Origin of the sequence: Flavobacterium algicola (genome assembly GCF_022399565.1) — a bacterium.
In the GTDB taxonomy this organism is placed as follows: domain Bacteria; phylum Bacteroidota; class Bacteroidia; order Flavobacteriales; family Flavobacteriaceae; genus Flavobacterium; species Flavobacterium algicola.
The window spans coordinates 381625-399911 of sequence record NZ_JAJTUT010000002.1 but is presented as its reverse complement, the minus strand read 5'-3'; the positions used below and the strand labels follow the sequence as shown (position 1 = coordinate 399911).

General features: G+C 36.8%; 24 protein-coding genes. All 24 read left to right on the top strand.

Annotated features, from left to right (window positions below):
- The first annotated feature begins 255 nt into the window (after nt 1-255).
- The 24 genes from LXH21_RS08465 (at nt 256) to LXH21_RS08350 (ending at nt 18285) form a co-directional block, all read left to right on the top strand.
- Nucleotides 256-1770, top strand: coding sequence for a terminase large subunit (locus LXH21_RS08465; RefSeq protein WP_239864681.1), 1515 nt, complete (start codon nt 256-258; stop codon nt 1768-1770).
- A gap of 21 nt (nt 1771-1791) precedes the next feature.
- Entirely contained in the window at nt 1792-2043 is a 252-nt protein-coding gene (locus LXH21_RS08460; RefSeq protein ID WP_239864679.1) for a hypothetical protein, read from the top strand.
- 190 nt (nt 2044-2233) lie between these two features.
- Nucleotides 2234-2587, top strand: a complete 354-nt coding sequence (locus tag LXH21_RS08455) for a hypothetical protein (protein WP_239864670.1) — start codon at nt 2234-2236, stop codon at nt 2585-2587.
- A gap of 72 nt (nt 2588-2659) precedes the next feature.
- Nucleotides 2660-2926: a DUF551 domain-containing protein gene (locus LXH21_RS08450; RefSeq protein ID WP_239864661.1), complete on the top strand. Its 267-nt coding sequence runs from the start codon at nt 2660-2662 to the stop codon at nt 2924-2926.
- 59 nt (nt 2927-2985) lie between these two features.
- Nucleotides 2986-3180, top strand: a complete 195-nt coding sequence (locus tag LXH21_RS08445; protein ID WP_239864658.1) for a hypothetical protein — start codon at nt 2986-2988, stop codon at nt 3178-3180.
- Nucleotides 3181-3352: 172 nt separating this feature from the next.
- A complete protein-coding gene (locus tag LXH21_RS08440; protein ID WP_239864656.1) occupies nt 3353-3568 on the top strand; it encodes a hypothetical protein in 216 nt (71 codons plus the stop codon).
- A 123-nt stretch (nt 3569-3691) separates the two neighbouring features.
- A complete protein-coding gene (locus tag LXH21_RS08435; protein ID WP_239864648.1) occupies nt 3692-3844 on the top strand; it encodes a hypothetical protein in 153 nt (50 codons plus the stop codon).
- A gap of 77 nt (nt 3845-3921) precedes the next feature.
- Nucleotides 3922-5151 (top strand): phage portal protein, encoded by a 1230-nt coding sequence (locus tag LXH21_RS08430; RefSeq protein ID WP_239864646.1) that lies wholly within the window; start codon nt 3922-3924, stop codon nt 5149-5151.
- Nucleotides 5141-5773: an HK97 family phage prohead protease gene (locus LXH21_RS08425; protein WP_239864644.1), complete on the top strand. Its 633-nt coding sequence runs from the start codon at nt 5141-5143 to the stop codon at nt 5771-5773. The genes LXH21_RS08430 and LXH21_RS08425 overlap by 11 nt, the downstream gene beginning before the upstream one ends.
- A 6-nt stretch (nt 5774-5779) precedes the next feature.
- Nucleotides 5780-7075: a phage major capsid protein gene (locus LXH21_RS08420; protein ID WP_239864642.1), complete on the top strand. Its 1296-nt coding sequence runs from the start codon at nt 5780-5782 to the stop codon at nt 7073-7075.
- A 10-nt stretch (nt 7076-7085) separates the two neighbouring features.
- On the top strand, nt 7086-7430 hold the full coding sequence (locus LXH21_RS08415; RefSeq protein ID WP_239864631.1) for a hypothetical protein: 345 nt from the start codon (nt 7086-7088) through the stop codon (nt 7428-7430).
- A gap of 10 nt (nt 7431-7440) precedes the next feature.
- On the top strand, nt 7441-8004 hold the full coding sequence (locus LXH21_RS08410; protein ID WP_239864629.1) for a head-tail connector protein: 564 nt from the start codon (nt 7441-7443) through the stop codon (nt 8002-8004).
- Nucleotides 8005-8006: 2 nt separating this feature from the next.
- Complete coding sequence (locus LXH21_RS08405) at nt 8007-8333, top strand: phage head completion protein (RefSeq protein WP_239864627.1); 327 nt, start codon at nt 8007-8009, stop codon at nt 8331-8333.
- Nucleotides 8326-8874, top strand: coding sequence for an HK97 gp10 family phage protein (locus tag LXH21_RS08400; protein WP_239864625.1), 549 nt, complete (start codon nt 8326-8328; stop codon nt 8872-8874). Before LXH21_RS08405 ends, LXH21_RS08400 begins: the two co-directional genes overlap by 8 nt.
- Before the next feature lies 1 nt (nt 8875).
- Nucleotides 8876-9217, top strand: a complete 342-nt coding sequence (locus LXH21_RS08395; protein ID WP_239864623.1) for a hypothetical protein — start codon at nt 8876-8878, stop codon at nt 9215-9217.
- A gap of 5 nt (nt 9218-9222) precedes the next feature.
- Complete coding sequence (locus tag LXH21_RS08390; RefSeq protein ID WP_239864621.1) at nt 9223-10200, top strand: putative Ig domain-containing protein; 978 nt, start codon at nt 9223-9225, stop codon at nt 10198-10200.
- A gap of 22 nt (nt 10201-10222) precedes the next feature.
- Entirely contained in the window at nt 10223-10642 is a 420-nt protein-coding gene (locus tag LXH21_RS08385) for a hypothetical protein (protein ID WP_239864619.1), read from the top strand.
- 1 nt (nt 10643) lies between these two features.
- Nucleotides 10644-11018: a hypothetical protein gene (locus LXH21_RS08380; RefSeq protein ID WP_239864610.1), complete on the top strand. Its 375-nt coding sequence runs from the start codon at nt 10644-10646 to the stop codon at nt 11016-11018.
- 41 nt (nt 11019-11059) lie between these two features.
- The gene (locus LXH21_RS08375) at nt 11060-11371 is read left to right on the top strand and encodes a hypothetical protein (RefSeq protein ID WP_239864609.1); all 312 of its coding nucleotides are present in this window, start codon (nt 11060-11062) and stop codon (nt 11369-11371) included.
- 257 nt (nt 11372-11628) lie between these two features.
- The gene (locus LXH21_RS08370) at nt 11629-11982 is read left to right on the top strand and encodes a hypothetical protein (RefSeq protein ID WP_239864607.1); all 354 of its coding nucleotides are present in this window, start codon (nt 11629-11631) and stop codon (nt 11980-11982) included.
- On the top strand, nt 11969-12694 hold the full coding sequence (locus LXH21_RS08365) for an NUMOD4 domain-containing protein (RefSeq protein WP_239864606.1): 726 nt from the start codon (nt 11969-11971) through the stop codon (nt 12692-12694). Before LXH21_RS08370 ends, LXH21_RS08365 begins: the two co-directional genes overlap by 14 nt.
- A gap of 59 nt (nt 12695-12753) precedes the next feature.
- Nucleotides 12754-15318 carry a phage tail tape measure protein gene (locus tag LXH21_RS08360; protein WP_239864604.1) on the top strand — a complete coding sequence of 855 codons (2565 nt, stop codon included), beginning with the start codon at nt 12754-12756 and terminating at the stop codon, nt 15316-15318.
- Entirely contained in the window at nt 15318-18131 is a 2814-nt protein-coding gene (locus LXH21_RS08355; RefSeq protein ID WP_239864602.1) for a PKD domain-containing protein, read from the top strand. The genes LXH21_RS08360 and LXH21_RS08355 overlap by 1 nt, the downstream gene beginning before the upstream one ends.
- Entirely contained in the window at nt 18124-18285 is a 162-nt protein-coding gene (locus LXH21_RS08350; RefSeq protein WP_239864600.1) for a hypothetical protein, read from the top strand. The genes LXH21_RS08355 and LXH21_RS08350 overlap by 8 nt, the downstream gene beginning before the upstream one ends.
- Nucleotides 18286-18287 lie beyond the last annotated feature (2 nt).

Genomic DNA, 18287 nt, shown 5'->3' with positions numbered 1-18287 from the left:
AAACAATAAAATCAATCAATTAATTTTTCAAAAAATATGAAAATAAGTCCGCAACAGCTTACATCCGTTCCGTTTCAATATGCAAATGACGTGCTTACCGGCAAAATAGTTGTCGGAAAACGAATCAAGCAAGCCGTTGAGCGCTTTTTCTCCTGGATAGAAACAGCAGATCAGGACGGATTTCACATTGATCATAACATAGGCATGCAGGCGGTCAATTTTTTCCCTACGTTCTTAAATCATACCAAAGGCCGCATGGCAGGAAAACCCTTTGTTTTGGCACCATTCCAACAATTCACGATCTATAACGTGTTTGGTTGGGTGAAGTCAAGCACAGGCTACCGCCGCATCAACACCGTTTACGACAAAAGAGCTAAGAAAAACGGAAAAACAGCCGAAATGGCGGGCCTTGCGTTGTACACAATGAGTTTTGATCTCGAAATGGAAGCTGAAATCTACGTGGGAGCAACCAAGGAAGAACAGGCGCGTTTATGCTGGGAGCAAGCAAAAATGTTTATCGATAGTCCAGTTGCCAACAAAGCATTAAGTAAAATGGGATTTTACGCCATGCAAAGAATAATTGGGTTCCGAAAAACAAATGCAAAAATGCGTGCCCTCGGTGGCGATTCCAAAACACAAGATGGTATCAACTGCCATGTGGGAATAATTGACGAATACCACGCTCACAAGGATGATACCGTCAAAGAAAATCTAGAATCATCAACCGTGCAGCGCACACAAGCATTAATATATCATATCACCACCGCGGGTGCCAATGTACAAAGTGCGTGCAAGCGCTATGAAGAATCAGTAATCGAAGTGCTAGAGGGGCGAAATATAGACGATTCACTTTGGATCATGATACACGACATAGACCAGGAAGATTTATCAACCGAGGAATCATGGGAAAACAAGGAGCTTTGGCAAAAAGCCAACCCCTTACTCGGTCAAGGTTTGGCAATTGATGCCATCGAAAAAGAATTTGTAAAAGCGTTAAATCAACCTTCAAAAATTCGAAATTTCAAAACCAAAAACTTGAATATGTGGGTCGATCAAGAATTTGATTGGATATATAACGAAATTTGGATGAAAGGATTGGTCAAAGATATGCCGCTAGAAAAATTTATCACAAACGGCTCCTATGCTGGGTTGGACCTATCAACAACCACCGATTTAAGTGCGTATGTGATCTTATCAGAGCCTGACGAATTTGGCGACCGATACGCAAAGTTTTATTTGTTTTGCCCAAAAGACACTATCGTCAAGCGATCCAAAGAAGACCGTGTACCATATCAATATTGGGCCGACATGGGTTACATAATCGCTACACCAGGAAACGTAATTGATTATGATATTATCGAAGACACCATCAACAGGACCTATCATTTGCACAAAGTGAAACGCCTGGAGTATGACCGCTACAATGCAACTCAATTAATCCAGGGATTACAAGAAGAAGGTTTGAATGTCTCAGAGTTTTCGCAAGCCATCGGAACAATTTCTGCACCTACAAAGGAATTCGAAAAGCTTGTTTACTCAGGAAAAATAAAACACGACGGAAACCCCGCTGTGTCTTGGATGCTCGCATCTTGCGTAATCTACACAGATGCCAATGAGAACATCAAGGTCCACAAAGGGCGATCAGGTGCTAATGGTCGACGCGTTGACGGAATTATTGCTTTGATTAATGCCCTTGGTGGTTCTATGTCCACACCCGAAGAAACAAATGAATCTTACTATAATCGCCCCGATGCCGAATTCACCTGTTAACAATTAAAACCAAGAAAAAACATGAGTCCAGCCGAAGAAAATGCGATCAGAATCCGTATCGCTAAATTAGAGCAAGAAAACGCTATTATGCGCAAATTATCAACCCGAAAAGGTTTTTATGATGCGTATTTCGAAAAACTAAAAACCGCCAAAACAAACACCGAAGCCTTCAATGAGTTAAATGAAGAATATCACAAGCTTTTCGGCCACTATCGTTATTCCGACTGGAACTCGTTCAAAGTGATGACTAATTACTACAACAACAAAAAATAATAACAATGCAAGCACCCATAAAAATAATAATCGCATTCCTGGTCACATTTGCAATAGCCTTCGCTACTACCCTACTATTCGAATTAAAATTTGTAACCAAAAACAATATCCGCTACGGCTTAGTATGCATGTTGATCGTCATTGAATTAGTAATCGGGTTCTTCTACGTAAAGGACGAAAGTAAAAAATTATGAACTTACAATTATCATTAAAACGAAAATGGTTTGAAATGACTAAAGCAGGAATTAAAACCGAAGATTATAGAGAATTAAATGATTATTGGTTTAAAAGATTAGCTTCTTTAGATTGTAGACAATATTGGGATTTAGACGCATTTATCAAATATGCAAATACACATCCTTACAATTGTTATAAAGATTTTAAAACAAATACAATGACTTTAGGTTATCCAAAAACAGGAGATACTGAAAGAATTATAAAACTAGAGCACAAAGGAATAGAAATCAGAACAGGCAATCCGGAATGGGGAGCGGAAGAAGGAAAACTTTATTTTGTAATTAAACACGGTGGTTCTGCAGAATGAGCCATAACGTCCTGCGTCTTGGCGAGGTTGCTGAGTACGGAAAAATAAATTATCAATTTTAAACAAAATATTATGCTAAACGAAAACGTGAATGAACCACAAAATCAGAAATCTTGCCAAAACGCTGTTATGCAATGGGTTTCTGTAAAAGATGAATTACCTAGAGAAAACTCTAATGTTTTAGTTTATAAAACAAGCGGGTTGATAACTCAAATGTCATACCACGCACCATTTGATTCTCAGGAGCGTATTTTTCAATGGTGGGGTTTTGGAGCTTGGCTAAATCAACATTCACAAGTTACTCATTGGATGTATATGCCTGAGCCACCTATTGCATAACTGTCAGTTAGTAGCTGGACGGATTTTAAAAACTAAATATTAATTAAAAAAAACATAAAATGCCAAGACAAATTAGATTAATACAATTAGCTGATGTTGCTCACGAGCAAACACCAAATGAAATATTACTAGATACACAGTTAAATACTGAACTTCATATTATTTCAGAAAATAATCAAACAATAATAAAATTACCTTACGGAAATAAATTTGACATTATTGATGGAATGATTATCATTAAAGATAAAACGTAGTCTTGCTACTAACGCAGAATCGCTTTGTGATGTTACGGCACTAAGCGAAACGAGTATTTTCGGCTACCGAAAATACGAAAGTAACAACAAAATTTAATATTAACTAAAATTGCCGTAATAGCACAAAACGAGTGTTACCAGTAGTGCTTTTTCGGATTCTAAAATTATCAAAATGAATATAACAACACAAATTGCTGAACAAATAGGAGGAGATATTGAAAAATTAATAAAATCAACTCCAGAGATACAATTTTACGCAGGTTCTGAAAACTATAAATGGCGTGATGGCAGATACAGGAGTACTTGCGATTCGGATTACAATGAAAACCCTAAAACAAGGGAAGAACTTATTTCAATATTTAAAGACCATATTACCAGTAACACGTAGCATTACTGATAACTGTCAGCTAGCAGTTGTTTGCCTACTCGATAACAAAATTAGGCAAATAGCTACTAGAGCAAGTTATAAATAAACCCAATCCCTAGCATCCTAGCGGTAAAAAAAACACCTATGCAAGAACAATTAAAAGCCGAAAACATAGCCAAGGCAATAAAAATGCTACCTAAAGCCAAAACCTACAACGCGCCCACGGTGAGCGTGGCAGTAGGAAAACTAAAATACACCTTCGAAAAACACAAAGACGAATGGTTTTATAAATTTTAAATAAAAATAGAAAGTTAAAATCTTTAACCAATTAAGCACCGTTACAACTCTAATTTTACCCAAAATACAACGGTAAAATGAGTTTAAACGGTGCTTTTAGCGATATGTTTGCTTCACAAAAACGAAGCGCTTCCAGAGATGGTTCCTATATGGGCGGTTTAGGAGGTCTTTTTTCGTTTGGTAATGGCGGGAATTCTTCCGTAAATTACAAAAAATCGCTAACCCTCACGGCGGTTTACAATGCAGTAGATCAAATCTCAAACGACATTGCAAAAATACCATTCTCGGTAAACAAAAAAGTAGGTTCAAATCGCGAATCGCAACCCAATCATCCAGCGCACAGGCTTGTTTCGTTTGCGCCAAATGGCTTAATGACAACTTTTATCTTCCGCAAAACAATGGGAATGTCGTTGTTACTACGAGGTAATGCACTGGCTAGAATCGTGAACAACAGTGTAGGGCAACCAATAGAAACTATTTTTATCAATTGGGAAAAAGTACAAGATATCCGCAAAAAAAACGGTGATCTCCTGTATTACATTCAAGGCTATGACCAGCCTTTACTGTCTTCAGAGGTATTGCATTTTAAAAACTTCTCCCATGACGGAATCGTAGGTATGGGTGCCATCACTTATGGTGCTCAGCAGTTAGGACTAGCAATCGAAGTACAAACATTTTCGGCTACCAATTTTGCAAACAAAGGAGTTCGTCAAGGAGTAATTTCTACAGAAAAAACAGTCGACAAAGGAAAAGATAAAATTATAGAAGGCTGGAAAAAGGCAATGGGCGAAAAATCGCCTGATCGTGTAGTCGTGTTAGATGATGGTTTCAAATTTCAACCAATCAATATCACACCACAAGAAATGCAAATCATTGAAACACAAGCTTTTTCTATCGAAGAAATTGCCCGTATGTTCAATATTGCACCGCACAAAATCAAGTCATTAAAGCAGTCTACCAACAATAATATTGAGCAGCAAACATTAGATCACGCCTCAGATACTATTCAACCGCACATTACCAATTTTGAGCAGGAATACGCAAAAAAGCTATTCACAAGCAAAGAATTAGAATCGGGTTATTATATCCGTGGGAATATGAATGTTCTCTTGCGTGCCGATATCAAATCACGTGCACAATGGATATCTGCCATGGTATACTGTGGTGTTATGTCTCGAAATGAAGCACGCCAATATGAAGATATGAATGATGGTCCAGAATTGCTAAACGAATTCTTGACACCAACAAACGAATGGACAGAAAAGCAAATTGCAAATCAAATAAACCCTCCTAAAGATGGAAATTGAAATAAATAAACCCGTAATCCGTGAGGCTGTAGTTCGTGCTTTGTCTGATTCGAACAAAGAAAACCGTGAAGCCGAATTTGTGATCTCTACCGAGGCACCAGATACATACGGTACCGTTTTTAAAATTGGCGGTTGGGACTTAAAGAGATATGAGAACAATCCGATTGTTTTTTATGCTCACAAGTCATACTCAGATAATCCCGATATGATTATTGGTACATCGACCGTCCGTGTTGATGGTAATCAATTGATTGCTGTTGTTAAGTTCGAAAGTGCTGAAGATAATCCGGTTGCCGAAAAAGTTTGGCGAAAAGTTCAAAACGGTACTTTGAGAATGGCATCCATCGGGGCTAATCCAAAAAAAGGACATTGGGGTGACGAAAAATTAGGTGAAGATAGAGAATTAATCTACTTCGACGAACAAGAGTTATTAGAATGGTCCATCGTGCCATTAGGTTCTAATCCTGAGGCTTTGAAAAGAGAAGCGCAAACCATTGAAGAAATTCGTGGCATTATCAAAAAAGAATTTCCTGCACCTGCTGAGCCTAGCGAAGCACGTTCAGACAACAATAAAGAGCTCAACGCTTTTGACGCTCAATTAATTATTAATCAAAATTTATAAAAGCAAATGAAAAAATCTGCTGAATTAAAACAAGAAAGAGCTCAAAAGATTGCAGCTCAACAAGAAGTAACAACTTTGGCAACAACAGAGAAACGCTCTTTGAATGCCGAAGAAACAACCTCTTTTAGATCGTTGCAAACCGAAATCGAAGGTTTAACTGCTGAAATCGGAATCGCCGAAACCTTAGAAGAAAACCAACGTTCATTGGGTGGTTCTGAGCCAACAAGCTTTAAGCCAGAAGGTGAGCAAAGAAATGCTGATCCAAAGAAACCAGTATTCTCTTTACACCGTGCAATTCGTTCACAAATGATTAATGGTGGTGTGAATTTAGAAGGTGCTGAACTTGAAATGCATCAAAGAGCATCGGGTGTAGCGGCTGTAATGGGTATTGGTGTATCTGGTTTTGCATTAGAAACTAGAGCGGCGCAAACTGTAACAGAGAATGGTGGTGTAAACGGTGGCGCGTTGGTTGCTACAGATTTAAAAGCACCAATCGATTTCTTACGTCCAGAACCTTTAATGAAAAAATTAGGTGCTGTTTACCAATCAGGTTTAACTGGTAATCTTCGTTACCCAAAAAATCAAGGTGGTATTGTTGCAACTTGGGAAGGTGAGATTGATGAAGTTGACGAAACTGTAAATGTTTACGGTTTTGTAGATTCTATTCCAAAAAGATTAGCAGTTACAGTGCCAATTTCATTACAAAACTTAATGCAATCTTCTATCGATTTAGAGGCATATACTGCAAAAGAAATTAATGCAGCCATCGAGAATGCAATTGATGCAGCTGCAATTAATGGTTCTGGAGTTGGGCAACCAATGGGAGTTTTAAATGTATCAGGAACAAATACTGTTGCTACAGATGCAAATGGTTCTGCTGCTACATGGTCTATGATGGTAGATTTAGAGACGGCAATTTTTGTAAACAATGCAAGCGCAGCAAAAATGGCGTATGTAATGAATCCTAAAACACGTGGTAAGTTAAAGAAAACGAAACATGAAGCGGGTGACCTAGGGTATATCATGGATAGTAGAACAGGTGAAGTAAACGGATGGCCTTCTGTAACTTCAAACCATATTCCTTCAAACTTAGTAAAAGGAACAGGTACCGGACTTTCTGCTGCTGTTTTTGGCGACTGGACACAATTATTAATTAACCAATGGGGTTACATGGATTTCTCTGTAGATGAATTCTCTCGTAAGAAAGAAGGTCTTATTGAGATCACTGTAAATGTATTCTTGGATGTTTTAGTAAAACAACCTCAATCATTCTCTGTTGTAAAAGGTTTAATCACAGTTTAATACTAGAACTATGGCAAACAATAAAAACAATGCAACCACCGAAGCGGTGGTTGCATTAAATACAGCTTATGAGCAAGCTGTTGCAGATCAAAAAGCAGTTGCAGATGATGCTACTGATGAAGTAAAAGCCGAAGCGCAAAAAAAAGTAGATGATGCTTTATCATTGCTTGATGCCGAACTTTTAAAAGCTCCTGCAGCCGACCCAAAACCAAAGGGAAAGCTTGTAAAAGGTGTCTTCATTGTATCACCAACAGGACGCTACAATCTAGCGTACAATGTGGGCGAGAAAGCATCGTTACCTGAGTTGCAAGCACTAGAACTTGAAGAAGCGGGTTATTTCAGAATTGGAAAATAAATCAACTACAATGGCAAATATTTTTTATTATAATACAACCGCTACGGCGCCACTGCTTACGCTGGACCAGTGTAAAAAACAATTAAACATCGAACTTGATTTTGAAGATCAAGACGAATTAATTATGGCTTACAATGATGCTGCACAAGTGGCTTGTCAAAACTTTATCAATCGTTCTATCGCACAAAGGGATTTGATTTTAGAATGTTCAAATTTTGACAAAATAGTGTACGAGCGCAATTATGATAACGATACTATTGCCAAAATAGAATATTATCCTTTTGGAGGAGACGTAGATGTGCCTGTAGTCCTAGAACCGGAGCATTACAAGCTTAGAAATAGTAGTATTTTGGGGTGCTCAGAAATTAAATTTGCAATTAATCCAGCATTATCCAATCGTGATGATGCTGTTATTGTAACAATCTCGCAAGGCTTTACTGCCGAGACTTGCCCTACTCCTATTTTACAAGCAATCAAATTGCGTATCGGAGATTTTTATGAGCGTCGTGAAGATCGAGACCAGGGCAACAATTCAATTGTAAACAACTTGCTTCGAGCATACCGAAACTATTAATCATGGATAAACCTTTCATCGGACAACTGAATGTATTGATCCAAATTGTAAGATTTGAATCAACTCGTAACGAACTAAATGAAGAACAAAAAACTCAGGTAGTAGTGTGCAACCCGTATGCTAAGATGGAAGATATATCTGGAGGCGAAGATGTAGAGGGTAAAATCCGATACTTGGTAAACAGAAAATATACCATTCGATTAAATAGCGAAGTAAAAGCGCTCAAAAACAAATTGGCATTAATCGATGATGGCGTTACCTATGATGTAGTCAATGTTATTCCTATTGGCCGTACACACTTACAATTAATAGTAAAAAATTATGAGTAATTCTTATGTTCAAATAACGGGGTTTGAGGAGCTGAAAGAAAAGGTAAAACTGCTCGCCAACGACAAAGACAAAAAGAAAGAAGTACTGCTTATCCTGCGCCAGGTAGCTAAGCCAACAGTTAGAGCGATCAAGACTGCTACACCAGTAAGTAAGAAATCGCATGTTGCTAGAGGAAAAAGGATTTCGTCTGGAAATCTTCAAAAATCAATTGGTACTATAACCTCAAAATCTAGTAATCCAACCATATTGGTTGGTCCACGTGCAAAGAACGGTAATGATGGTTGGTATGGTCACATGGTGAATAGTGGTCACAATATCTATCGAAATTCGGGTAATAGTTCAAAGACATTAAAAAGCGGTCGTAAAAAGAGTGTTTTGGCGAGAGTGACAAACAAGCGTACCGGTAATAAAGTGAACCGTGTCGAAGGGGTTAATTTTCAAGAAAAAGGATACGAGCAAACCAAAGGGAATGTTACTGCAGATGCCGAACAGCAATTTGCAAAGTTCATTCAAAGAAGGATCAATAAATTAAGTACGTAATATGTTTGAATTAGCACAAGAATTAATTACTTTTTTATTATCGAAAACCGAATTTACCGAGGTAATGAGTGATCGATTAACGCCTATCGTGTCTAGCGAGACATCACCTTATCCTTTTGCTAATTACATGGTAAAAGATGATCCAGGCTTCACAAAAGATGCCGATGCGCAAAGTGGCAGCTTATTTTTTTATTTCGAAAAAGAAGGCTATATGAAATGTGCTCAATTTCTAGATGTAATGAAACCTATTATCAAAGAAAAATACGAGTGGTTAGGTTCTGACATTGAATTTGTCGAGAGTGATCAATCGTTTGTCGGAATTATAAATTTTAATAAAGTATAGAATTAATGGCGGGAAATACCTATGCTGGAAAAAATCTAAGAATTCGTATTGCAGGAAAAACAGTTTTCCACGCAACAGATTGTTCTTTTACAACATCGAGAACGATGGATGCTATCGCATCAAAAGATACCAATGGTGAGCAAGTTTCACCAGGTAATTATACTTGGGGTGTAGCCACTAGTTATTTGGTGGCAAATAAGCCAGATGCTTCTGCTACACAAATTGGTACCAAAGAAATATTGGACACCTACCAAGCAGGAAGTGAAGCTACAATCGAATTCACTACAGAAATTGCTGGTGATGTAATTATATCTGGTCAAGCTTTTATCGAAAGCATTAATCTTTCTGCACCAACAAATGGTGTTGCGACAGGTGATGCCTCTTTCAAAGGGAATGGCGATTTTGTAGTTGAAGTTTTTGACGGTTCAGATTTACCTCAATTACCAGATGCTCCTTTTATGAATGGACCTAGTAATGTTTATTTCTTCGCAGGTATACCTTTTCAATATCAAATTTATGCAACAAATTCTCCTGATTCATACGCGGTTACTGGTTTACCTAATGGGTTATCATTAAATAGTACAACTGGCTTGATTTCAGGAACATCTACAACGGGTGTGATGAATATGGTTGTTTCTGCAACAAATGCTGGTGGTACTGGGCAACAATCGGTGGTTAATGTTGCTTTGGATGGCTTACCTCCTACAGCTCCATCTGCTTTGGTAGCTTCAGATATTAAAGCCACTTCTTTCTTTTTGACTTATACTGGTTCAAAATTCAATAATGGATTCGTAGGTGCTAATATAGAAAAATATGAAGTGTATAAAAACGGTGTGTTTTTTAAAGATGCCGGTGGTAGTTCAACGGGCCAATTAATACAGTTGCAGACTTCAGGAGTTACAAATTTGTGGAAACTGAGAGCAAAAGATGTTACTGGAATATATTCAGAATTTTCAAGTGAATTAGAAGTAACGCAATTATAAATTTTAATAAAATATAGAAATTATGGCAGGAAATACCTATGCTGGAAAAAATCTAAGAATTCGTATTGCAGGAAAAACAGTTTTCCATGCAACAGATTGTTCTTTTACAACATCGCGCACGATGGATGCTATCGCATCAAAAGACACCAACGGTGAGCAAGTATCACCAGGTAATTACACTTGGGGTGTAGCAACTAGTTATTTGGTAGCCAATAAGCCAGATGCTTCTGCAACACAAGTTGGGACCAAAGAAATATTGGACACCTATCAAGCAGGAACCGAGGCTACAATTGAATTCACTACAGAAATTGTTGGTGATGTAATTATATCTGGTCAAGCTTTTATCGAAAGCATTAACCTTTCTGCTCCAACAAATGGTGTTGCAACTGGTGATGCCTCTTTCAAAGGGAATGGTGATTTTGTAACCGAAGTAGTAGCGTAATATGGACGAAATCATTTTAAACATTCAAGACAAAAGACTCAAACTAGAATTTGGTTTGAGTCTTTTTAGAATTCTTGGTAAAAAATGGAATGTACCAGGTATTAATGAGGTTGTTGCTCGCATGGGTGTCCTAGATGGCTCGGTTGATAATCTATCATTTGAGCAACTAGATGTACTCGAAGATATTTTACTTGCAGCGATAGAAAACGGGAATAATGATGTTGATCTATCTACTATCAAAGTGATCGACGAATTCTTTAAAAACCCGAAAGCTCTGGAGCAATTAACATCTTCTATTGTATCGTCTCTACCTCAAAACAAATCAAGCGAGGGAAAGCCGAAGGTCACGAAAGTGACGAAAAAGACCAATCGTTAACCTGGGATTTTCTAGAGGAAATTGGTTTGGGTGAATTGGGAATGTCCTACGACCAGATGTACAAGCTTACGCCGCGATCATTCTTTAATGCTGTGAACGGTTTTCGAAAAAAAGAAGATCGGGATTCAAAAGAACGTTTCATACTTACACGAAAAATATTATTCGCTACAATGAAACCGCATTACCAAGGAAATTTAGAGGAGTATGAAGTGTGGCCTTTCCCTTGGGAAGAAAACACCATCAAAGAACTCACAGAAAGCCAACGCATAGAAGCTATAGAAAAAGCCGAAGAGTCAAAAGCTTTTTGGGAAGAACAAGATAGAAAGAAATTAGCAAAAACCTCCGAACAGTGATTCGGAGGTTTTTTTTTGTTTTTTGTTTGGTGGTTTAAAAATTAGTTGTATGTTTGCAGTGCAAAAAACTATTATTAAGAGGTCTTGATAGCCTCAATCTCTTGAAGGCTTTTTTTTTATGTCTTCTATCGAACAAATAAATACTTCGGTATTCATCCTGTGTTATTGTTGTAATGGCAATGACAAAACTCTTAATAAGGTTTTTTGCAACAGGTAATGGATACCGTTTTTATTATTTAATTTCAAAATGTTTTAAAATGCAAAAAACCGAAACAAATGGAGTTTATTCAAGTGAAGAAACCCGCAGAGAAGAATTGAAAAATGATTTCAATCAATTTGAAAATGACTGTATGACTTTGTCTATTTTCGAAAATTTAATTGGTATTTCCGAGCAATGCCCAGTTAAGCTAAACAATACACTTACGCAAGCTTTTGCGTTACTGCAAGCAAAACAACCAAATGAAAATCATATTAAATCGTTAGCTGTTTTTACAGAAATGCTTTTGATACTTTCTACTTATGACGATTTTATACATCGTGAAGTTGATAGGTATACTGAGGCGTACGAAGCGTTTAATAAGTTTAGAGATTTGCGTAATGGAAGATTCTAGAGAACCCGAAGTGTGGAAACCAATACCTGGTTATGAAGGAAAGTATGAAGTTTCTTCATTTGGTAATGTGCGTAGATTAATGATTCTTAAAACCAGTAAATCCCAGAGCGGTTATCCTATGATAACTTTGCAAGTTGATAATAAAAAAGTTTATAAAGCTTTGCATGTGCTAGTTGCTCAGTCGTTTTGTGAAAAGAAAGAATATCATCGGGTAGTTAATCATAAGGATTCTGATATTAATAATATGTATTATAAAAATTTAGAATGGGTTAGTATTCGTGAAAATGTTGCCCATTCTAAAAAAGGAGATAATTACAGTTCTAAATATACCGGTGTTTATTTTAATCATGGAAAATTTATTGCAAGTATCAGTATAGATGGAAAGCGTAAACATTTAGGCGTTTATGATACAGAAGAGGAAGCGCATTATGTTTATATGAAAGTCATTGAGGCTTTAGGTGAAGATCAAAAATATTATAAGAAAGGATTTAAATTCAGAAAAGATATTGATTTGTCTGTGTTAGATGAAATTTACAAGCCTAGAGTTAAGACAAGTAAATATAGAGGAGTTTATTTCTCTAAGAATAGCCAAAAGTTTGTGGCAAGTATTTCAGTTAATAGAAAGAAAAAAATAATTGGTTCTGCTTTTTTAACCGAGGAAGATGCTTACCAAGCTTTGGTTAATTATATTAAAAATAACAAAGTTAAATAATTTAACCATTTTACCAAGCCTTCAAAACTACTTTTAAACCTTGTTTAAAAAAGAGTAGTATGGCTTCATTGGCTTCAATTAATATTAAATTTAAGGTAGATCTTGAGGACTTTAGTAAAGGTATGCAGACTTTTTTGCGTAAAGCTGATAAGTTTGGACAAGAAGCTCAAAAACTAGGTCGTAATCTTACGGCTGCTATTACTTTACCCGTTTTGGCAGTAGGAGCAGCATCGGTGGCTATGGCTACAGATTATGAGGAATCCTTGAACAAAGTAGATACAGCGTTTAAGAGTTCTTCTTCTGCTGTGAAAAAATTCTCAAAAACTGCTTTAGAAAGTTTTGGTGTTTCAGAATCTGCTGCTTTAGATGCGGCTGCGTTATATGGAGATATGGCAACATCTATGGGGCTTCCGGTAGATGCTGCTGCAAAAATGAGTACTTCCCTAGTTGGTTTGGCTGCCGATCTTGCTTCTTTTAAAAACATTGGTATAGATGAAGCTAATACTGCATTAAAGGGTGTTTTTACAGGAGAAACCGAGTCGTTAAAAACGCTTGGTGTGATTATGACCGAGGCTAATCTGCAACAGTATGCATATAGTAAAGGTATTAATCAAAAGATTAAAGATCTTGATCAAGCATCAAAAGTGCAGTTGCGCTATAATTATATATTATCTGTAACGCAAAACGCACAAGGTGACTTTGCTCGTACCTCTACTGGTGCAGCCAATCAAACAAGAATTTTTACAGAATCGTTAAAACAAGTAGGTCAACAGATTGGTTCTATTATCCTTCCGTTGTTTACCAAGATGATTACTGCTGTTAACGAAAAAATAAAAGCATTTTCAAACTTATCTGAGGGTACAAAGAAGACAATCGTAGTTATAGCAGGATTAGCGGCCTTGATTGGACCATTACTTTTCTCTATCGGTGCATTGGCTTCTGCTGTACCTCTTTTAGCTAGTGGTTTTGCAATTGTTTCCAGTGCTGTGTCTGCTGTAATAGGTGGCTTTGTTTTGCTGTCGGGTGCTATAATTCCAATATTGGCTACTACTGCTTTTTTGTATGGTGCTTTTTTGATACTTAGTCAAAACGCTAAAAAGGCGGCTGGACAAACAGCTGAATTAAGCAAAGAGACAAAAGAATTGAATAATGTTATCGCACAAGGTAATAAGGCGGCTGCAGATGAAGTCGGAACGCTTGATAAATTATATGCAACTGCTACAAGTGTAGCAGCTTCTACAGCAGAACGTAAAAAAGCAGTTGAAAGTCTTCAGGCTGTATACCCTGCGTATTTTAAAAATATAGATGCGGAAACAATTAAAAACGGAAATGCTAAAATTTCTTATGATGAATTGCGAGATGCTATTTTTAATAAAGCGCGTGCTGTTGCTGTTGATAATAAGTTGCAGCAAAACGCAAACGATCGTATTGCTAAGGAATTAGAGCTACAGGATAAAATAGTTGCATCTAGAAAAAAATATATCGAATTAACAAAAAATCCCGCCAAAGGGGAATCTACCGTTGTTTCAAATGGTGGTGTTGATATCGTGACTTATAAATCAGGTAAGGATGTTTTGAGAGAAGCGTCTGAGGATTTAAAAAATTACAAATCACAACTTGTTGCTTTTTATGCAGATGCAAAAGCAGAAGACGATTCTTTGCTTAAAATTAAAGAACAATATTATTCTAAGATTGGTAAGCTTCGTGAGAATGATGCAATAGTTGCTGGTAATCAAATAGATGTTGTAGGTGATAAGTTAACGAAATTAAATTCAATAAAACGTCCTGATCAAGAAGATTTACAATTAGACCTTTCGCTAAAATCATCTGCCAATTCGATAAAAGCCTTTGATGAACAAATTGCAAAACTACAGCAATTTAAATCTGAGGTAGCAACTACTGCGGCTCAAATCGAGCAAGCGGATAAATTAATTTCGGGCCTTGAGTTTGCGAAATCTCTGCAATTCGACCCTTCTTCTTTGATTAAAACAACTGATGTAGTTACAGAAATGACAGAGAAGATGCAAGGGTCAATTAGTTTGGCTAGTGCTTCTTTTACTGAGAAAGGTAAGCGTATTATGGAAACTGGTAGTCTTTTATCAGAATCAATATCAGCTAATTTCGGTGTAATGGGTCAAAGTATAATTGATGGTTTAGGATTGGCTAAAAATGGATTTGAAGGATTTGCTGCCTCAATGTTAAAAACGGTATTAGAGTTAGGTCAAATGGTTTTAAAGCAAATAATTATCAACCAGGCTGCGTCGATGAGTAATGCAGTAACTGGTGCAACAGCTGCCGGTGTAGCAACGGGTCCTGCTGCTATATTTACTACTCCTGCATTTATAGCGACAGCTATTGGTGGTGTTTTAGCAGCGTTTGCAAGTATACCAAAATTTGAAACGGGTGGTATAGTGGGTGGTGCTTCCTTTTATGGTGATAAAATATTGGCTCGTGTAAATAGTGGCGAAATGATCGCTAACAGTGATCAACAAAAGAAAATATACAATGCGATGAGTTCGTCTGGTGGCGATAATTATACAGTAATACCAGAATTAAAAATTAAGGGAAGTGATTTGGTTGTAATTTTTGATCGCGTGCAAACCCGCAAAAACCGAATAGGATAATGAGTTATTATATCGACATAATAGACACTACTAGTCCATTGGTAAAGCTGAAACAAGAAATTGCTTCGGGTGGTGGTATAGAACTTAATTGGAATGGTGGCGATACCAAAGATGATTTGGCAATTGTAACATCTGAGCTTAATTTTGATATGCTTGATCCTAATTTTAAGGATGCATCATTTATTGATTATTATACCGGTAATGAGACTCGCTTTAAAGTGCAGTTGTGTGTTGCCGAAGACGATACTGTTATTTGGCAAGGTTATATTTTGCCTGATCTATACTCAGAGCCTTATACCAATAGTAACTTATTTGTGAGTTTTACGGCCACAGATGGATTAGGAAGGTTGAAAGGTAAATACCTTCCAGATGATTATTACAATCGCGAGAAATCGTTGCTAGATATTTATTCTCAGATTTTGAGATTAACAGGTTTGGACCTAGAATTGTATTTTTCTCCAGCAATAGAGAATGCCGCTGTAAAAGATTGGCGTGCCTTGTATCTTGACACGGAAACTTTTGTAAAAGACGATAAAAAAAACGATGCCTACACTATTCTAGAAACTTTACTACAAGATACCTTATGTGTGTGTTATCAATGTGATAACCGTTGGTATATAGAAGGTATTAATATTCGAATGATCCGTAAGGTTACTTATAAAACTTTTGATGCTGTAGGTAATGCTCTCGGTACGGTGATTTATGATCGTTTGCTTAAGCAAATTACGGCACTAGACGAGCCAATGATTACAATTATTCCGCCTTATAACGAAATAATTGTTACGCATGATAAAATAGAACCAGGACTAGCAGATGAAGTGAGTACAGAAATCAATGATGGTTGGGCAATTGTTACTGGTGTTGTAGGTCGCATCAATGCAAATGAATGGATGGGTAATGATGGGTATTATGCCTTGGCACTTGCTCCAGATTATACTGTTACGGTTTATAATCAATATTTTTTTGATGGTAATCCTTTGATTACTTACGTGCAGGACAATGCAAAATATATTGCGCTTAGAGAAAAGAAATATGTAGAGCAAGGTGCAAAAGTAAATTTTGCATTGACATTTGAGATTTTACATCCTACTACTGGCGAGCAAGGAAATGTTGATACCTGGAAGAATATATTAAAATATGAGATTCTTTATAACGGTTATGTATTGTACTCCAATTTTAGCGGTACCATAGAAGATCGTGAGAATTTAGTGTTCACCACTAGCGGAACTTGCAAAATTGATATTGATCACATCTTTGAGGAAGAAGGTTTGGTCGATATACGGCTTTATCGTCCAATTGGTCGTACTGCGGTCAATGGTGTTTTGGGTGTAAAATTAACCACTGCAAAGTTATCTGTAATTGATTTTGAAGAAACGCAAACAGTTACCAGTTTAATTAATGATGATTTTACTATTGATAAAACAGTTGAACTTACTTATGCCGAAGATAGATCGGGTGCGTCAAATGGTTTTCGGCTTTCAAAATTAAAAGAAGAAACTTCGTTTTTCAACGAGCAAGAAGTGCTTATTCTTTACGGTTTTGAGTATGAGGGTAAATATTATTCGACCGTACAATTGATAGGTGCCAATTTGATAGATAGACATCCTTATGCGGTTACTTATAACGGTGAAGCTGTCACGGTGCTTGATGTGGTTTATAACTTCTTTGGTGGCGGTGATATGCTTGTACAAACCGACAAATTATATACTACAGGTAATTTTAAGGTTAAGAAATACGGAATAGCGTATGCTTTGACCTCTCGTAATAATTGGACCCGTTGGACCGATGCTTTTTATAAAATAGAAGGTGTTTCTTATTTGCAGGTAGTAGCCAATATATACCGTCGTATGTTTAATGTCGCGCATGAGAAGATTGATTTAACGGCAAAAAATGCAGTAAAATTCAATGACATCATTAAGTTTAAATATGTATTTATGAAGGATTTCGTGGTGCTTAACTGCAGTTGGAACCTTGATACAGATAAAACTACATTGGTAATCGGTCGATCAAATTATAGTGATTCACCAGGAGAAAACCCATCGGGTGAAAACATCCCTCCTATCGTTACGGCTGCAGATGATTATTTTTTATTGCAGAACAGTAGTGAGATGGATTTGATGGCCCAAGCTTATGACCCCGATGGCGAAGTGGTATCACAACAATGGACACAAACAGCGGGTGAAACTGTGGCAAATATTGCAAATCCAACTTCATTAAATACAGCTGTATCAAACTTGACTGGAGATTTTTACACCTTTCAGATATTGGTCACAGATAATCAAGGTGCAACTGCTACAGATACAATAAATGTTATTCGAAAAAAAGACTATGTAGTTTCTTTTGAAGTCATAGAAGACACCTTCAAAGAACGTGATCCTAGAATTCTAAAAAAAGCTTTAAAATTGGTAGTTACACCTCCTCTACCTGCTGGTTATGTTTTAACTCTAAAGGGTGAGTTTTATTTATACGCCAAAGCTGGTTTTAGCAATTACATATCTTCAATAGATGCTACTGCTTGGTATAATTTATCAAAAAACGGATTATTAAAAGAAGGTAAAACGGTAACAGATACTATTCGAACAGCAGAAGATGAAGCGGTTGTTGCTACTGTGCCATTTGTTGAAACTTACGTGCAAGGAGATGTAATTATAATAACAAATTTTGTATCAAAAAAAGGTTATAGAGTTGATCATTTTAAAAAGTTTAAAGCCGAATCAACCTTTAATTTATATACTGTAGAAGTAGCCGCTGGTGTGGGAATAGCGACTGGTTTCCCATACAAAAATCAACTAATAATCAACTGGGATGAGTAACGAGACCGACAAAAAGAGAATTGGTATAGGGCGAAATGGATTTGCGCCTATTAATGAAGAACAAATAATAGAACCTGAGCTCGAATTTACATTTGATTCTACCGAAATAACATTCGATTCTACGACCGCTACTTTTGACGAAAACCCAACTTAAAA

Bases quoted from the DNA above. Each gene is read 5' to 3' on its own strand.
- LXH21_RS08465 (WP_239864681.1), top strand. From the start codon at position 256: ATGGCAGGAAAACCCTTTGTTTTGGCACCATTCCAACAATTCACGATC.
- LXH21_RS08460 (WP_239864679.1), top strand. From the start codon at position 1,792: ATGAGTCCAGCCGAAGAAAATGCGATCAGAATCCGTATCGCTAAATTA.
- LXH21_RS08455 (WP_239864670.1), top strand. From the start codon at position 2,234: ATGAACTTACAATTATCATTAAAACGAAAATGGTTTGAAATGACTAAA.
- LXH21_RS08450 (WP_239864661.1), top strand. From the start codon at position 2,660: ATGCTAAACGAAAACGTGAATGAACCACAAAATCAGAAATCTTGCCAA.
- LXH21_RS08445 (WP_239864658.1), top strand. From the start codon at position 2,986: ATGCCAAGACAAATTAGATTAATACAATTAGCTGATGTTGCTCACGAG.
- LXH21_RS08440 (WP_239864656.1), top strand. From the start codon at position 3,353: ATGAATATAACAACACAAATTGCTGAACAAATAGGAGGAGATATTGAA.
- LXH21_RS08435 (WP_239864648.1), top strand. From the start codon at position 3,692: ATGCAAGAACAATTAAAAGCCGAAAACATAGCCAAGGCAATAAAAATG.
- LXH21_RS08430 (WP_239864646.1), top strand. From the start codon at position 3,922: ATGAGTTTAAACGGTGCTTTTAGCGATATGTTTGCTTCACAAAAACGA.
- LXH21_RS08425 (WP_239864644.1), top strand. From the start codon at position 5,141: ATGGAAATTGAAATAAATAAACCCGTAATCCGTGAGGCTGTAGTTCGT.
- LXH21_RS08420 (WP_239864642.1), top strand. From the start codon at position 5,780: ATGAAAAAATCTGCTGAATTAAAACAAGAAAGAGCTCAAAAGATTGCA.
- LXH21_RS08415 (WP_239864631.1), top strand. From the start codon at position 7,086: ATGGCAAACAATAAAAACAATGCAACCACCGAAGCGGTGGTTGCATTA.
- LXH21_RS08410 (WP_239864629.1), top strand. From the start codon at position 7,441: ATGGCAAATATTTTTTATTATAATACAACCGCTACGGCGCCACTGCTT.
- LXH21_RS08405 (WP_239864627.1), top strand. From the start codon at position 8,007: ATGGATAAACCTTTCATCGGACAACTGAATGTATTGATCCAAATTGTA.
- LXH21_RS08400 (WP_239864625.1), top strand. From the start codon at position 8,326: ATGAGTAATTCTTATGTTCAAATAACGGGGTTTGAGGAGCTGAAAGAA.
- LXH21_RS08395 (WP_239864623.1), top strand. From the start codon at position 8,876: ATGTTTGAATTAGCACAAGAATTAATTACTTTTTTATTATCGAAAACC.
- LXH21_RS08390 (WP_239864621.1), top strand. From the start codon at position 9,223: ATGGCGGGAAATACCTATGCTGGAAAAAATCTAAGAATTCGTATTGCA.
- LXH21_RS08385 (WP_239864619.1), top strand. From the start codon at position 10,223: ATGGCAGGAAATACCTATGCTGGAAAAAATCTAAGAATTCGTATTGCA.
- LXH21_RS08380 (WP_239864610.1), top strand. From the start codon at position 10,644: ATGGACGAAATCATTTTAAACATTCAAGACAAAAGACTCAAACTAGAA.
- LXH21_RS08375 (WP_239864609.1), top strand. From the start codon at position 11,060: ATGTCCTACGACCAGATGTACAAGCTTACGCCGCGATCATTCTTTAAT.
- LXH21_RS08370 (WP_239864607.1), top strand. From the start codon at position 11,629: ATGCAAAAAACCGAAACAAATGGAGTTTATTCAAGTGAAGAAACCCGC.
- LXH21_RS08365 (WP_239864606.1), top strand. From the start codon at position 11,969: ATGGAAGATTCTAGAGAACCCGAAGTGTGGAAACCAATACCTGGTTAT.
- LXH21_RS08360 (WP_239864604.1), top strand. From the start codon at position 12,754: ATGGCTTCATTGGCTTCAATTAATATTAAATTTAAGGTAGATCTTGAG.
- LXH21_RS08355 (WP_239864602.1), top strand. From the start codon at position 15,318: ATGAGTTATTATATCGACATAATAGACACTACTAGTCCATTGGTAAAG.
- LXH21_RS08350 (WP_239864600.1), top strand. From the start codon at position 18,124: ATGAGTAACGAGACCGACAAAAAGAGAATTGGTATAGGGCGAAATGGA.